The sequence below is a fragment of the Virgibacillus aidingensis genome, assembly GCF_010994035.1.
Taxonomy (GTDB): domain Bacteria; phylum Bacillota; class Bacilli; order Bacillales; family Amphibacillaceae; genus Virgibacillus_N.
Genome location: NZ_WIXN01000027.1, coordinates 17,657 through 33,305, shown reverse-complemented (window position 1 = coordinate 33,305; position 15,649 = coordinate 17,657). Strand labels below are relative to the sequence as shown.

Genomic DNA, 15,649 nt, shown 5'->3' with positions numbered 1-15,649 from the left:
TGTCGAAATAAAACTGTGGAAGGGAGGTAAATATATTGTCTAAATTGGATCCACGCCCGGAAAGTCAAAAGCCAAAATATTCTTGGGATGAGTTAAATATCATGTTACAAAACACGTTTACTGATCCCTCGAAAAAGTCTCTTCTTATTGATTTACGTCAGTTTAAAATTTCAAAAGAAGATATTATCCCAGAAGCCGAAAAACAGGGGTACAAAGTCTCTGAAGAAAAAGAACACTATTTGAGATTCAAGTAAAAACAATCCCAGTCGCTGACCTCACTCAGTGGCTGGATGCTCTTTTCCTTTCTATTGTCCTCCTGCTTTTACTTTAAGAGTAGCTTCTTCTTTTAAAACTTCTATTTCCATTTGTTGTGTGGAAATTTCTGCTTCTAAATGATTTATTTTTATTTTCAATTCTTATATTTCCTTTTCCAAATCCATCTCTTTCACCTCCTATACCCCAACATACTGACTATGCCAACTAATCGCCGCAATAGCCTCAGCAATCCCCTCATCAGCCGTATACCTTAATTCATTTTCACCTTCCTGCAGCTGCCAAAAGTCAGCATTATGATCGAAGAATCCCATGGCCTTTATAATTTGATTTGAACGGTGAATTTCAACTCTTTTGGCTTGTGGGCTAGTATCAATAAAAAGTACTTCATCTGGTCCGATTGATGTATTAACAAGAATAAATTCTCCGGTTGTACGGTTTTCAACCATTGGTCTGCGGATCGGTCCCTGTATTGTAATAATAACTGGTGCCGATGTGTCACCTTCATTATTTATGATAGTCTTGTCACCCTCAATTCCGAATTGGACAGGAAAGGTAAAAGGAAATGTGAATTTACCTTCGTAAGCCCTTAGTGATCGGGAAACTTGCTGTGGGTCACGCCAATATGGATATGGTGCCCTTAAGTCGATTAACGTTTTTTGAAAGGTTCTACCTCTATTTGTTCGTCCATCTGGAAAGAACGGCACCGATTCAACAACAACGCCGATTTCCTTTATTCCGCCATCTCCAACATACTGAAGCATTCCCATTCCTAATTTTGGATTAAAAATAGAAGAAACTCGCCGTCGATGTTCGGTTACTTCCTCGGGATCTCTACCAGTTATTTTAAATTCAACTTCTATCGGTTTATCCTGCAACAGTGAATCAAGGTAGATCATTCCGTCTTGATATGGAACTCTCTGCATTTGGGTTTCGGATTCTGTACCACCCAAACCGTCAACACGAGTAAGCCGGAAGGGAGCACCGAACAATTCTATTGACTGAACTTTTGGGTTCGTATAAATCAATTTGAACATGTTAAAACCCCGCTTCCATAGCTAACCGCTGTTGCTGTTGCTTATTTTTACGTGCCACTTCACTCGGTGTGGATTCGTCCCTGGTAAAGTAATTATTAATCTGCGGCGCATAAGATCTGCTGTTATTGACCGTTGATTGTCTATTAATCGTTTGACTTCCTGCTCCAGTGAAAGCCATGCCGTTGGTTCCTAGTGCTTGTTCTGGCGTTGCATAACGCATGATATTATCAGACATTCTGCTTAGCGATCTGTAAATACTGTCTACATTTTCATCAATACCTACAGCGATCCCTTTCGGTAGCCATTGCCCAATTTCATCTCTCAAAAGTCGGGAGGGAGAATTTATATTAAATGCACTACGCAATGTGTTTGTAACGTTTCCTGCTACCCTTCTTGCAGTGGCGAGTACATCATCTTCTCCGCTGACAATTCCTCCTCTTAGACCAGACATGGCACCTGTACCAATAGCACTAAAGTCTCCGCTTGTATTTTGGAATGGAGACTTCATGTCGCTTGCTAGAGTCCTCAATCGTGAATGCACTGCACCAGAAGCAGCGCCTATTCCTTTCGACATTTGACTTGGGGCAATTTTACCGATATTTTCAAAGCCTGCAGCCTGCATTTCAGAACGCATAGTACTTGATTTCTCGTCTACAAAATCAACAACCATTCCTATGGCGTCGTCAAAGCCGTCTCCCAAGCCATCTTTTAGAGCATCAGAAGCTGCTTTGGAGTTTTCGTCATAACCCTCTGCTAATTTTTCAAGCATAGTGATTTGTTCATCGCTTGAACCATCCAGGGCTTTAGCCATTTCATCAAGTTCCCCGGCATGATCTATTCCGAGTTGTTCAACCCATTTCATGAAACCGACATAGCCTTCTTCAGCTGCCCATTCCATGATAGCAGCCCGATTTTCGCCCCACTCCTCCGTGGCTTTCCGGTTATGCTCCATGTTCTCGATCATTTCATTAAGAGAATACTCTGATTCAGTAGAGATTTTCTCAAATGCATTCGTGGCAGTTTCTTGCAAGTCCTCATACTGCTCTCTCATTTTGTCGAATGTTTGTTGTTGCTCTTCGGACATATCCTCGTATGATTGTATTTGTCTCAAGTTGGCTTCTTCGATAGCTGATGTCATGTTGGCGGACGATACAAGGACTTGTTCCTCTGTTTCTGCAAACTGCGTATCTAGTTCTTCCAGTGTTCCTTTCAGCTCTTTCTCTTGCTCGTTCAAATCTGTAACAGAGTCCTCAAAATTGCGATTAGTTATCTCGCCTTCGTTGAACAATTCAATTGCTTCTTCTCTTAATTCATTTATTTCTTTTAATTGCATTTGCACTTCATTACGTTCTTTGTCAAGCTCCAACAAGCGTTCTTGTGCTGAAATAAGGTTTTCTTCTTCCTTCATAACATCGAGACGCGCTTGTAATTGACCAGTTGACATATTAAGTGAATCGGCTTGCTCATCATAGGATAGGTTCAATCCTTCTACGGAATCATTCAACTGATTAACGTATGAAGCCAGTGTTTGTTTTTCAGCAGCAGACTTATTTTCCTTGTCTGCTAAGTCCTGCACTCTGTCAGCCAGCTCCTGGTTAGCTTCTGCGGTAGCTTGAATGTCTCGCTGTTGATCTTTATATGCATCGGCCGATTGGGCAACGGAATCATTTAAAGCATCGGTTGTCTCTCCTAATTCCTCAGTTTCATCACTTAGTCTTTCTGCTTCCGCACTTGATCTGTTCAGCCATTTTATTAAAGCCGCACCACCTGCAACTAGGGCTCCAATCCCGGCAGTTACCCAGCCAATCGGGCCAGTTAAAAACCGCCAAGCAGCACCTAACGCATAAGATGCTTTAGTGGCCAGTGCCTTAACTCCCACAGACGCGGATATTGTTCCAGTCATCACCCCGATAGCAAGTGTACTTAATTTCACTGCTCCTGTTTGTGCGGCAGTGGCAGCCGTTACTGCTTTTGTGGTTACAGTAAGTGCTTGTGTCGATGCCACAGCAGCCTTTAATACTGCGTTAGCACCTTGTATAGCGGTAATCATTTTTGTAACAGTTACATGAAAAGCAAATGCAGTTGCCAGGCCAATCAATAGCGGGGATAAAGTTTGGACAACAGGAATAGTTGCTTCTATTACTCCGACAAAACCTTTTATATAAGGGGCAGTCCCCTCAATTATATTTCCGATTACTTCAAAAGCTGCCACAACAATGTCCTTCATGCCGTCAATGTTTTCGGCGATCGAATTACCTGTGACTTCTTTCGACAATCTGTCTAAGGACTCTATAACTGTTGTGATACCTCTAGCTACTGCATATCTTAAGTTTCCAAAAGATGTAGCAATACCCAAGCTGTTTTCCCTTGCTAGTCCAGCCAATTCCCCGGTTCCGGTGCCAATTTCTATTAATTTATCGTTAAACTGGTCCATAGTGATATGGCCGTCACGTAAAGCAGCATATAAATCATTTGTCGCACTACTGCCTGCATAACCAAACGATTCAGCGACTTTCACAAGTCCGACGTTCATTGTTTCCTGCAAAGTACGCCAACTTTGCATGTCCATTTTTCCCGTTTGGAGAGCTTGAATATATTGCTCAGTACCACGTCTAGCATCTTCTGTACCAGAGCTTGAACTTAGCAAGGCGTTATTTAAAGCAAGTGCGGAATCTGCAGCTTTATCCGCATCATTAAAGGATGTGTACATACGCTGTGTGGTGTTAGTGATGTCATCTAGTTTAGTAGGCAAGCCGTCTATACCATCCGATAATCTTTGCACGGCACGCTCGGAATCATCAGCAGATGCCCCAAGCCCTTCCAGTACGCGAGGAAACTGGTCCATTGTGTCAAACCTTGCTATTGCATCATCCATAGACCTACGTAGCACTTGAAATGCAGCAGCACCAACAGCAATAAGCCCCAAAGCAGAGACAAACTTTTTAACCTTGCCGCTCGCTTTTTGAGATTCGTTACCAGCACCCTTGACACCTTCCTCGGTGTCTTTTGCACCATCTCCGGCTTTTTGCGCGGTGGCTTCCAATTCATTTAAGCTATGAGTTGCTATATCCACTTGTTTGCCATCTACCTCTAAGCTAATCCTTATAGAGCCATCTGCAGCCATCAGTCCACCTCCTCCGGATCATCCAAAGCATGGATTTTCTGCAATTCGCGCATGTTTTGTTTATGTTCGTTTGATTCGCCTTTCGATGGCTCCCACGCTCTAATTCGCATAATCCATTTCATGGATGTATCAGCTGGTAGCCCCTGGAATAAAGCACGGAACTCATGCCAGTGCATTTTTCCATGTTCGTCAAATAAATTAATGCCGTACGCCTGCCTAAAAGAGGCATATATATGTGCTGCATCCTTTTCAAAGTCAATAAGACGTTTGTTGTCGTTATCTTCTTTAGTAGGCATCGGATTCCCTTGCAGATCATACTCAACGCGCTTCTCTTGCTTCATTTCAATAAATTCTTCATAGATATAATTCCAAAGTTCAACTGCTTCCAGGCCTTGTAAAGACTCACCCAGAAGTAATTCAAGACATATTTCCGCTTTTTCATGATCTCTAAGGTCTTTCCTGTCCAGCCAATCAAAAGCATCTAAAACGACATCGAATGCAAAATTAATGGCATATTCTTTTCCGTTATAAATAAAAGAAGTGACTAAAGGGTCGTTTAACCGCATCTAATCACTTCTTTTGCTTTGCTTTTTGTTTTTGTAATGCTTCTTTTTTCAATTCATCTACGCTTTCAGCACGTTCTTTTTCTAGCTCTTTGATTTTTTCAGCTATAGCATGACCGATTGGATCAAGTGCTTTTTCCAGAGCGATAATATCCGGATATTCCTTGTAAATTTTCTTGAATGTACCGTCACCAAAAAGGATGTCGTACTGGGCAGCTATAAACTCCTTATTCAAATCCAGTGCTGCATCTACATTTTTTATGTCCTTTTCGGTGTAATCTTCTGGCTTATATTCTCTGAAGTTATCCGGAAAATGAATATGCATTGCTTTTTCTTCTGCTTCTTTAAGTTTTTCTTTTGCAATTTTGTCAATGTCGAAGAAGCGCCTTAAATTCTCAAAAGAACTGTCAAACCATAATTCTAGTTTGCCTATTTTTACCGGGAATCCGGTCCGTTGTATGTCTATCTTGATTTCCGACATGTCCTACCTCCTAAAAAAAGAGAGGCCTTAAGCCCCTCTATCCTTCTGGTGTGCCTTCCAAGTCAGTTTCTTCCGGAATTCGGTCAAAACGGATATTACAGGAAAATGTTTCATATGCCGATGCATCCCCAGCACCTGCCACGATTGCGGAAACAGTTGCACGACCGACCCATTCTTTCTTACCATCAGAACGGACAACTCGGTGCCAGATTTTGCGGCCGTCACCTGTTTTTCGCTTCAACCCTGCAATTAGTTCCTGTGCTGGGTCCTCCGGATCGTAATAACCTTCCGGAGTGTACGCTTCTGCTACCGATGTTACGGTTGTCTCAGGTGTTCCATCCCCATCGTAGAAAGCCTCATCCTCCGTTTCCTCGTTCGTATCGTCACCAATTGTGGAGATGTATTTGGCTAATTCTAACCACTCATCGCCCGGATCGCTTTCTCCTGGAGTGTATGCTTGTACATAGTGTTTCCGTTCAGCGTTTTTCAGTCTAGCCATTTGTTTATTCCTCCTTAAATACCGTTATATTTGCTTGCACATCCAATAAAAAAACAAACCATCCTTGATCATCTAACTGATTAATGAATGGTTTGTTCGTTATGATTAAATTTTCGAATTCAAAACTGCCATCATTACTTTGCAGTTCAGTTAATGCCTCAAGTTCGTTTTGGACAGCCCATAAAGTAGGGTGTATCCTGCTTTGCTCTTGGGACTTCATAGCAAATTCAAAATTCAATTGCTGATCACTAGTGCCGTCCATGTATTCAGAGACTACCCTGCTGCCTGGTAAAGGATAGATAACAAAGGATTCACCTGTACCTAAATATCCCATTTTTAATTCAATGGGGAGCTGTGGAATTTGATTTACTCTTTCAGTTAATCGCTGCATAAAATCCATTAGAATCCAGCTCCCTTCAAGTACGCACGTTCCCAATCTTTCATATGCAGACCTTTTGCTTTGTTATCCCAACGCGGACCCGTTCCCGGTGTCGTGTAATTGTACATCATCATATAGAACATCTTGGCAGCATAAGGAGTGTTGTAATTTATCTCTGAGCCATCAATGTCGATTGTGGCAGTCTGCCTTAAAATAAAGTCATCAGCTGGCACAAACGGATTCATGTCTGCAAGTGCCTGGTTCGCCATTGCCTGTTGTCCTCTACGCCTTGCCTGTGGACTCATTTTTTGATAGGCACCACCCAAATTAATTTCAACTTTTACCATCAGACCACCTCCAATTCGTAGGAATAAATGGTCTTTTCGTATGGTTCATAGATTGGTATAACCTTTGTCAGCTTATGATCTATGCCATCAAAATTCAGAATGGATTCAGCTTTAAAGTCAGGTAACGGATCCGTTATCCCTTCATAGCAAAAAACAACCGCATTATATAGCAGTTGCTTTCCTGATGATGACGAACTGTATTCAGCACCCCGATCTATTCGGCAATTTTCAATCTTGATAGGATCATCATAAACAGGTTCCATCCATTCATTTTCGCCCAGGTATTCATGGTATTTAAAACTATCAATACAAAATTCAGCAGGTGGCTTTGGCATTACCATACGGAAACACCGGCATATAAAAGCCCTGTATCTTCCAGGTAAATATAAACATCCTCAGCCACCATCGATTTACTGGTATTGCCTGCTCTGCTTTCTGCATTTGTAACCCTTGTGCGCCCGGCGCTAAACGTCTGAGGTGTTTTATTAATAGCTTCATAGGAAGTACCTCCTACCTCATGGAAGTACTCTATTTGAGCCGCTAACGCCTGTTTAAATTGTTGCACACGCCATTCGTTATCAGTTTCTATGCTATTTCTAACATAAAAATAGCCTGTAACATTATTGAGAATGGCGGATGCCTTTTTTAGCAGGCTGTTGAATTCTGTATCGTTTATTTCAACATTGCTTAAATCAGTAAATTCTTCATATGTGAGATAAGGCATGTTCTCCCTCCTAATAAAAAGAGGAGGGCTTTATTTGCCATCCCCTACATTTTCTTCTGCTTCTGGTTGTTCGTGTTCTTCCAGTAAATTTTTAAGTGTTTCGTTTTTAGCATTTCCTTTAAACTCGACGCCGAGCTCTTCAAGACGCTTCTTAGCCGCCTCGCGATCGAAATTATCATCGGGTGTCTTTTCCTCATCCTTGTCTAATCGCTCGTACTCAAAGTCCTCGTAGCCTTTGAATTTGTTACTTTGGTTCCTAATGTTTTTAACGACTTCATCAGCGCGTTTCACCGTCATCTCAACAGGTTCATTCGCTTTAACCTCGCGCTTTAATTCTTTGTCTCGATAATTTTTATTAAACTTAAATACTGCCATTTAAATCATCCTCTCAATATTTTTAGGCTTACGCTTCCGGAACTGTTTCCTCAATGTCGATTTTGACCATGCCATCTAAACGCTCTGGGAAGATCAATACACCGGATGCCAGTACAGTCTGTACAGATAGAGTTTCTAGCTGCTGGCCATGTGCCATAGCAATATATCCGAATTCGTCAGTATACATATTAAACTCTTGATATGCTTCTGAACCAGCAGGGATGTAAGCCACTTGCAAGTTATCTGAAGCAGTAGCGTAAACAGTGCCTTGAGGAATAGTGTTATTTAAAATAACCATAGTTCCAGTCACATCGGTGTAGTACCTTAATCCGAATTGAGTTTCTAGCGTGATATCCTTGTTGGCAATTTCTGTAGCAACGTCTAACGGATTAACAAAGGCTACTGTAGTTATTACATCATCTTCAAACAATACTTCCAGCGCACCCCATGCAGAGGCCAGGGCTCCTTGCAATGTTCCGGCGTTCAGGTTCGCTTGTTCAGTGCCATGTGTCTTAATTGTTTCGTACAGGTAATCACGAATGCCTTTCTGAACCTCGCGAATAAGCGCATCATCTGTACGATTGATAGCTTCATCACGACCATAGCGCTGAATTGCTTCAGCTGTGGTTACCTTACGATACTTTTTGAGCTTGATTTCCTTCGTGTCAGCCGGTTGAGGCGTTACTTTAGAAAGTGGAATCAATTCCCCTTCTCCTACGTCTCCATCCGCCAAATCAACTTCCGGCGCGGTGTACATGGTTATAGTAAAACCTTCTTGCACAGGGATTTGGCGAGTGATACCCAACATTTCAATGAACTTGCTAAGATCCTCTCCGAAACGGTAAGTGTAATCGATGGATTTAGCTTCTAATTCACTGAAATTATCCTGCATTTGTGTGTTTGGCTCTGGGTAATTACCTGACCGCGCAAAAGTCTGTAAGTCCATTTTCAATGCATATTTTTTCTCCATTTAAATCGTCCTCTCCTTATCTGAATAAATGTGAATTTTCTCTTATCATTTGTTGACGCTTGGTTGCGTCTTTCTCTTTCATGATCTGTTCTTTAGTTATCGTCCCGCTACCGCCACCGTTTGGGTTGCCACCTGTTACAATGTGCGGAACACCTGGTTTTTCCTCTTTCTCGAACAGGTAAGGTTCGTTTTGCTTTACGGATTTCAAGACATCTTCAAACCCAATCAACTTTTCATCTTTGAATACGACTGATTCTAGCTCGTCCTCTAATGCTTTTTTTGCTCTTTTCGGATTAACCGCCTTTGCATCTCGCAAAGCAGACTCGATGGCGAAGTCACGCTGCTGAGCATCAAGTTTCTTCTCATATTCAGTTTTGGTAGTTTCGTTCTGCTGCTGTAAATCTTGAATCTGCTTTTGTAAATCCTCGTTGCCTTTAGCTTTTTCGGATAAATCATTTAGTTGTTTATCACGTTCGGTAAGCTGCTTTTTGTAATCCTCGATTTGAGTTTCAAGACCTTCTACCTTATCAGCCTTATCCTTAGTGGATTTCACTACTTTCCCATGTGCTGCCATAACCTTATCAATCTGTTCATCTGTTAAACCTAACGCTTTTAATTCTTCTCTGTTCATTTATAAGTCCTCCTACATTATTTTTACGTGGTATAGTCCACGAATTGGATTAGCCATTTAACGCATGGCTGCGGATGATTGCATAATAAAAGCACCTAACGCTTGACTGCTAGGTGCATGTTAACCAATAATATCTAGTTGTTCAGAACCGCCACGGGATAATCCCCGAATAAATACATTTTTATTCATCACATGGATTAATTCATCTGTATAGCTGCGCTCATAAAATGCTTGTTTTTCATGAAATGAACGACTAGGAATACAGATAGTTTCTTGAACTCCCTCAGCTTCGATTCCCACAAAAACAAATGGAGCTTTTTCTTCTCTTGCTTTATCGAATTGCTCGATTAGATGCTTTTTATTTAACTTCATATTTTCACCCCTTTCACTACTTACAAACGGCTACCCACCCGGCAGCTGGGAGATGTGGATCACTTTCGCTTATTTTTCTCCATAGAATTTAGTTTCTACAGTTTCTTCACCTTCACCAAAGTAAATATGGTTATCTTTCAAAACTTGATATAAAACCTTGCTCAACCTATCCACCATGTCCTCATCGTGATCGGAATAACCAGCATTTTCAAAGATTGCATGTGTAAGTTCATGTATAAACACTTCTTCTTTCTTAGAATCAGATAGTGAATCTAAGATTTCGATAGTGGTATTACCGTAATCGCAAGCGCCGTCATAATTTCTACTGTGACCAATTTCTACAAAGGATTTTTCAACAATTTTGTATTCCAATCCGCCAACTTTTATGTTTTGTGGTAGCACTTTACCACCTCCTAACCCGCATAATCAAAGTCCTCTAAAAGTGTATCCAATGGAGTATAAACCCTTTCACGCTTATAATTCCGGCTTAAATACTCGCCATTTTCTTTCAGATGGTCACGCATAGCTTTCTGCCGTTTCCTAACCATCCGGCGCCAATGCTCGGCATTATCGCTGCCAAGTTCCTCAGCCACCATTAGATTTTTCTTATATTTAACAATATCCCGCTCAATTCGGCGCTGCCTATCCCTTGCAGCTGCTACTCTTTCATTCAGTTCAGCGTCAAAAGTCGGCTGGTTATTGGTGTTTACACCAGGAATGAATGGAATATGAATATGCCTACAATTTACCCCTCTATGACCGCCCGGATGTTCATAATCTGCCTGCCAATATGGATCATAGATTGAAAGATACTCACTATCTGGTGGAATCTCCGATACAGGTCTCAAATCGACGACATTACCCTGAATAATGGAACACGCCTTCCTTGCCCCCGCATGGCTTGTAACAACCACCGTATGAACTCCATACTCGGCCATACGGTCTTTCCTGATCTCGTCATAGGTATTTCCAAGAGTTGACTTTAAAACAGTACGAACATATCCCTCTAAAGACCACTGGTGTCCTCCACGATCAATCATGCTACTTCTGATACCTCTTTGCGCTAACTGATTAATAGACCGTTCAAGAGACTGCTCAAATGTGTATATCCCAGTGTTAAACATTGCGGTTGTACGGTTTAATACATCCGTATAAGCTCTTGATGCTGTGCCGGCACCGTATGCGGTTGTAATCAGCGTCTGATTAACATAATTATCAATATCGCTCCAGACCTGTTCGTAATAGCCTCTCATGACCTGATCAAGATTAGTAGGCATCGGGCGTGTAGCATACGGCATAGCCTCGTCAATGTCCTGTACCATGCCTTGGCCGGCATCCTCAAACATGCGGCGTATTTCCGGCTCTGCAACGTCTGTAACTTGTGACAGATGCCTGGTAACTTCATCGTTAAATAAGCGTAATTCCTGCAGCTTTTGTGCTTGCCATGCTGTAATGTCGCTGGAACCACGCTTTAAACGCTTTATTAGTATGCGGATTATTTCACCTTCAAGGGATTGGTAAAGCTCGGCCATGTTGCCGCTCCACAAGTCCAATTGATTCGGTGTTATCATCCCTTACAGCCCCTAAACTGCTTCCTCTGATAATAAAAGTCACTGTAAGGTGGAATGTATGTTATCTTTTTACATTTATTGCACCGGTAGTAATTAGAGTGTCCCATAAGCTTGTAATCGTGTCTGGGTGAAATGAACAATCTTTTTATAAATTCAAGCATTCAATCACTCCTCCTGCCCAAACATATGCCTTGCAGCATTTTCACCTATTTCTGTCGGATCAATAGCATTCTCTTCTTTTAGGATCATGTCATACCATTCCTCAGCGGTTTCTTTTGGTACTTTAAAGATACGCTGGATAGCTTCAGTGGATGGAATAAAGCCAAACGTCTTAGCCTGTCCATAGAATCGCAACAGTGCTGCCCTATCCTGAAATACCCCGTCATCAAAGTCCACGCCGATGTTCTCACGTGAAGGTATTGGACCCGTATATAGTCCGTAGAACTTTGCAAGCTCCAAAACTGATATAACCAGTCCTTTAATAAACTGTTCTACCTCGTATACATGCTCGTTCCTAGTACGGAAGGTCAAATCATTTTCACTGACTATTTCTGTAGCTGTTTTCATGCTGCGACCGTCAAAAGAGAATGTGCCTACAGATAGTTTTAATTCCATCTCCAGGGTCCGCAGTGACTGGTTGATGGCAGAGGTATATTGTTCTGTCCGAATGTCATGGGTGACATCATGAATGACTTTACCCTTATCGCCCATCCGCATAGACTTAAACACATTGACATCCGGGTCAAATATTTGTTTTGGAGGTGCGCCACTTTCATCTGGCAGGGTATTTAATACCGCATCATCCACAAATACGGTCCGCTGCCCCATTCTCTTTTCCCAGGCAAATTGGTCATAAGTATCGTTAATGTCTTTCAGCGTCGATGTAGCATTATCACATATACCTAAACCAAGCGGGCTGTGAGGATTAATATTGTTAAATCCGGACGGCTTCAAATAATTAAATATCGGACGTGACAAGCCACGAATATGGGTTTGCTTCTGCAGCCCTTCGTATATTTCTTCCAGAGGAACTTCTTTCCCGATTTCTCCGGGCGATTCTGACTTGTATAGTTCATTTGTGATAACATACAAATCATCTCCGGTTTCGCTCTTTTCCCACTCATGAAATTCAAGCAGAGTGTAATATGTGAGTTTGTCACCATCTGCTTTAGTAGTAACGGACTTCATTACCCCCTCACTAATACCATTGCTGTTAGAACGTAATGGATAAAAAGCATTTGCAATAGCCCAGGAGAATTCCATTTCCCCATTGTCTCCAAGATAAGGACGAACAGACAGGCCACCAACGGCAAACGTCGGCTCCAGGTAGTCCGCTAGATTCTTCTTGAATTTGTTATGCTCAAATACGTGCTGAATAAATTCATGAGCAGATTTAAAGCTGTTAGTCTCTTCTCCGTTTTCATCTGCATCCGAAACGTATATTTCGCACTGCTCGTTAAAAACAAGGCCAGCAAGTACGTTTGCGCTTAGCTTACGTATGTTCAAATGCATGTATTTTCGCTTCTTTAAGTCGCCGTTTGAATTATAGTATTTTACCTGGGGATAGTCCCCGGAATACTCTCTTATATTGCGCTCAATGCGCTCTAATTCCTCCGGGTCAATATTAATCTTAGGATGATCATTAATACTCCGTAATGTATTGCCAGTCAATGCGTAACCTCCTTTCCTAAACCAGCCTTTAATGCGGTCTATAATATTCAACCTGTCACCTCCTAGACTTTCAATCTGAAGTCACGTGCATTGGATAAACATAGATATATAAATTGGTCACAAGTGTGATCGTCTTCTTCGATAACTTGCGGATTATCACTGTTGACTGTTTTCTCATTCCAGGAGAACTTTTTATGTTCTTCAATGAAAATCTCGTTACTATCTGCATGATCCATTCCGGTTGGATACGGATTTTTGAGATAATAAAAACGACCCTGTGCTAAAAGGTCAGTTGGGTAGTCAATCATATCCACTTTCTTTTTCTTATTTACTGGCGTTAAATGCTGCCTATAGTCCTTGTAATACTGGTTCCTGAGTGCCCCCTCGGCACTGTCTATGGTTCGATTCATAATCCTGGCACCTTGCCAATAATCTTGCGTAGCTGTTTTGGTTATAAATTCATTTAATTCTTTCGACAGCTCGCTCGGTGCTTTTTTGTCCACTTTACCGGCCGGACTATAATAATACGTATTAAGCAATATGACTTTACCTTTAGCGGTCAGCCCATAACAGCCGTGTGTTGTTGCTGACTGCGAGTGGCCGCCATCTGTAGAGTAATATAAACCAATGATTCTATCATCCGATGGCAACTCTTCTAACTCTTTAAACAGGTTCATATTATAAACATTGGTACCTAACCCAACAGGCTCGCCAAGATAAATATACCGGTAATAATCATAATCATTATTCTTAATCCGGTTTATATCTTTCAACATCTGGTCCGTAATAAATCCGAGTGTGTCATCTAAATAACTGGACTCATGTACCAGGTAATCTTCTACTCCAATCATCCTGTCCGCCCATTCATTTATCCAATGGTATGGATTCCGCGGTGGATTATAAGACCAAAAGAACTGTACAAATGGCGCAGCTTCATGCTTTTGCCGCATAAACGTAATGTTTGTCTGATCAAATTCTTCTTCCGTTTCAAACTCTGCAGCTTCTTCATACCAGACTGCAATGAGATCATCGATATCATTTGATTTTAACTTTACAAATTGATCCAAGCCATAAAAATAGAATGTTGACCCTGTTTTTTTATGGGTTAATTTGAAAGGTGAAACGGTCGATTTAAAGCTTTTAGTTAAGCCTAACAGTTTAATAGCCCACTGGACCTTGTTGTAAACTGAGTCTCTTATTGTGCTGCCTACTTTTCGCAAAACGACTACATTAGCTTTCTTTCCAGCCATTATATATAAAACCATCATGAAAACGAGCTTTAAAGCAATAACGGATGATTTAAAAGAGTTACGGCCGCCTTTTAATATGTTATAAGGTTTTTTGGATCGCCATACATCCTTAAAATGGGGATTAACGTTCTTCTGGACATTAAATACTATCTGCTTTTTCTCTTTAATCATTACCATCGCCCCATTCGTCGACAATAACGATTTCTTCTATTTCCTCGCCTTGTTCCCTGCTCAACTTCTCAGCTTCGGCTTTAGATTTATCTATGTTGGCTTGCATTAACTCTAATTTCAATCTGCGTTCGTCCTCATCATGAGCCATTTCAAGAAATTGCTTTATAGATGATCTCAATTCAGCAATAGCTCTTGACTGCGCGTTTAAAAAGCTTGCCTGTCTATCCCAAGCAAACTGGAACTCCCATTCCCGCTCTTGTATGTCCATGCCGTCTTTCTTCTTTTTCAGCACCTTAATTATTTCGTCTTTATTCTCAACGTACATTACCTGTTGAGCACGTATGATAGCTGCATACTGTATTTGTATCTGATCCCAGATTAAGTCGGCCGGATCCTCTTTATCTAGCATTCCCATTATCTCTAACGTTTCTGCAGGAATGTACTTGCTAAAGAAACCATGCTTTCTAGCTGCACTGTTCCGTTTTGTGAATTGGTTCTTTGGATTAGGGTTACCACTCCTATTTTTCTGTGCATTAGATGTAGCTTTCTTTTTTTTAGCTGGCTGCATCTCTTTATAATGGGTTGCAACCTTCTGACTTTTGGTTGCATCCTTTTTGCCGGTTGCATTCCTCGACCATTTCTCCCGGCTTTTTCTGCTTTTTAATGTACCCAGCTTTACATTATGCTTATCGGCAAGTGCAGCTAATGTAATTTTGCTTGTTTCCCACTCTCTACGTATTTCCTCCCAATTAGCCATTTACATCAACTCCACCCCCGACATATATTTTTGAATTTAAAAAAGCACCTATAGAGGTGCTAGAATAATTTAATGTTTCTCTGGCATATAATAATTCATATAACTATCTACATCCCACAAAAAACTAAATGCTTTTCTTTCCGTTAATTGCCCGGTTGTTTTCGTATACGCTTCAGCCACCGCTGGTCTGTAGTATCTAGAAAATAATTCGTGATTATTATAAGCTTTTTCTATTCTTATTAAATCGTTGTTTTTGTATTCTACTCTTAACTCATTCCGGAGCTCTCTTGCTAATATCACAGTAGCCCTTTTATCTTCTTCATACAACTCCATTAGCTTGTTTGCTCTGTCTATAAAATATTTCATTTTTTTAATAACTATTTCATTAGGTACTTTGTGTATTCCATCAAATAACGGCTCATTCATCTTATCCCCTCCTAGTGTAATCTTACTA

Annotated in this window: 20 protein-coding genes; 1 reads left to right on the top strand and 19 read right to left on the bottom strand. The window is 41.1% G+C overall.

Annotation, left to right across the window (positions count from 1 at the left end; translation table 11 throughout):
* Nucleotides 1–35: 35 nt before the first annotated feature.
* Nucleotides 36–254, top strand: coding sequence for a hypothetical protein (locus tag GHD25_RS17830; RefSeq protein ID WP_164219395.1), 219 nt, complete (start codon nucleotides 36–38; stop codon nucleotides 252–254).
* Nucleotides 255–452: 198 nt separating this feature from the next.
* Here GHD25_RS17830 and GHD25_RS17825 read toward each other — a convergent pair whose 3' ends face one another.
* The 19 genes from GHD25_RS17825 to GHD25_RS17735 form a co-directional block, all read right to left on the bottom strand.
* Nucleotides 453–1,310, bottom strand: a complete 858-nt coding sequence (locus tag GHD25_RS17825; protein WP_164219393.1) for a phage tail domain-containing protein — start codon at nucleotides 1,308–1,310, stop codon at nucleotides 453–455.
* 1 nt (nucleotide 1,311) lies between these two features.
* Nucleotides 1,312–4,434, bottom strand: a complete 3,123-nt coding sequence (locus GHD25_RS17820) for a tape measure protein (protein ID WP_164219391.1) — start codon at nucleotides 4,432–4,434, stop codon at nucleotides 1,312–1,314.
* Entirely contained in the window at nucleotides 4,434–5,000 is a 567-nt protein-coding gene (locus GHD25_RS17815) for a Gp15 family bacteriophage protein (protein ID WP_164219389.1), read from the bottom strand. Before GHD25_RS17815 ends, GHD25_RS17820 begins: the two co-directional genes overlap by 1 nt.
* A 4-nt stretch (nucleotides 5,001–5,004) precedes the next feature.
* Nucleotides 5,005–5,478 (bottom strand): hypothetical protein, encoded by a 474-nt coding sequence (locus GHD25_RS17810; RefSeq protein ID WP_164219387.1) that lies wholly within the window; start codon nucleotides 5,476–5,478, stop codon nucleotides 5,005–5,007.
* A gap of 37 nt (nucleotides 5,479–5,515) precedes the next feature.
* Nucleotides 5,516–5,977, bottom strand: coding sequence for a phage tail tube protein (locus tag GHD25_RS17805; RefSeq protein ID WP_164219385.1), 462 nt, complete (start codon nucleotides 5,975–5,977; stop codon nucleotides 5,516–5,518).
* 4 nt (nucleotides 5,978–5,981) lie between these two features.
* Nucleotides 5,982–6,377: a phage tail terminator protein gene (locus GHD25_RS17800; protein WP_164219383.1), complete on the bottom strand. Its 396-nt coding sequence runs from the start codon at nucleotides 6,375–6,377 to the stop codon at nucleotides 5,982–5,984.
* The gene (locus GHD25_RS17795) at nucleotides 6,377–6,703 is read right to left on the bottom strand and encodes a minor capsid protein (RefSeq protein ID WP_164219381.1); all 327 of its coding nucleotides are present in this window, start codon (nucleotides 6,701–6,703) and stop codon (nucleotides 6,377–6,379) included. Before GHD25_RS17795 ends, GHD25_RS17800 begins: the two co-directional genes overlap by 1 nt.
* The gene (locus GHD25_RS17790) at nucleotides 6,703–7,044 is read right to left on the bottom strand and encodes a putative minor capsid protein (RefSeq protein WP_164219379.1); all 342 of its coding nucleotides are present in this window, start codon (nucleotides 7,042–7,044) and stop codon (nucleotides 6,703–6,705) included. The genes GHD25_RS17795 and GHD25_RS17790 overlap by 1 nt, the downstream gene beginning before the upstream one ends.
* On the bottom strand, nucleotides 7,038–7,427 hold the full coding sequence (locus GHD25_RS17785) for a head-tail connector protein (protein ID WP_164219377.1): 390 nt from the start codon (nucleotides 7,425–7,427) through the stop codon (nucleotides 7,038–7,040). The genes GHD25_RS17790 and GHD25_RS17785 overlap by 7 nt, the downstream gene beginning before the upstream one ends.
* Before the next feature lie 30 nt (nucleotides 7,428–7,457).
* Entirely contained in the window at nucleotides 7,458–7,802 is a 345-nt protein-coding gene (locus GHD25_RS17780; RefSeq protein ID WP_164219293.1) for a hypothetical protein, read from the bottom strand.
* Nucleotides 7,803–7,830: 28 nt separating this feature from the next.
* Entirely contained in the window at nucleotides 7,831–8,772 is a 942-nt protein-coding gene (locus GHD25_RS17775; protein ID WP_164219375.1) for a phage capsid protein, read from the bottom strand.
* A gap of 16 nt (nucleotides 8,773–8,788) precedes the next feature.
* Nucleotides 8,789–9,403 (bottom strand): phage scaffolding protein, encoded by a 615-nt coding sequence (locus GHD25_RS17770; RefSeq protein ID WP_164219373.1) that lies wholly within the window; start codon nucleotides 9,401–9,403, stop codon nucleotides 8,789–8,791.
* Between the two features lie 120 nt (nucleotides 9,404–9,523).
* Nucleotides 9,524–9,775: a hypothetical protein gene (locus GHD25_RS17765; RefSeq protein ID WP_164219371.1), complete on the bottom strand. Its 252-nt coding sequence runs from the start codon at nucleotides 9,773–9,775 to the stop codon at nucleotides 9,524–9,526.
* 69 nt (nucleotides 9,776–9,844) lie between these two features.
* Nucleotides 9,845–10,177, bottom strand: coding sequence for a hypothetical protein (locus GHD25_RS17760; protein WP_164219369.1), 333 nt, complete (start codon nucleotides 10,175–10,177; stop codon nucleotides 9,845–9,847).
* Nucleotides 10,178–10,188: 11 nt separating this feature from the next.
* Complete coding sequence (locus tag GHD25_RS17755) at nucleotides 10,189–11,346, bottom strand: phage minor capsid protein (protein ID WP_164219367.1); 1,158 nt, start codon at nucleotides 11,344–11,346, stop codon at nucleotides 10,189–10,191.
* Nucleotides 11,347–11,511: 165 nt separating this feature from the next.
* On the bottom strand, nucleotides 11,512–13,017 hold the full coding sequence (locus GHD25_RS17750; RefSeq protein ID WP_164219365.1) for a phage portal protein: 1,506 nt from the start codon (nucleotides 13,015–13,017) through the stop codon (nucleotides 11,512–11,514).
* Between the two features lie 62 nt (nucleotides 13,018–13,079).
* A complete protein-coding gene (locus tag GHD25_RS17745) occupies nucleotides 13,080–14,438 on the bottom strand; it encodes a PBSX family phage terminase large subunit (RefSeq protein ID WP_205601384.1) in 1,359 nt (452 codons plus the stop codon).
* A complete protein-coding gene (gene terS, locus GHD25_RS17740) occupies nucleotides 14,431–15,195 on the bottom strand; it encodes a phage terminase small subunit (protein ID WP_164219363.1) in 765 nt (254 codons plus the stop codon). Before terS ends, GHD25_RS17745 begins: the two co-directional genes overlap by 8 nt.
* A 69-nt stretch (nucleotides 15,196–15,264) precedes the next feature.
* Nucleotides 15,265–15,621 (bottom strand): hypothetical protein, encoded by a 357-nt coding sequence (locus GHD25_RS17735; protein ID WP_164219361.1) that lies wholly within the window; start codon nucleotides 15,619–15,621, stop codon nucleotides 15,265–15,267.
* Between the last annotated feature and the right edge of the window lie 28 nt (nucleotides 15,622–15,649).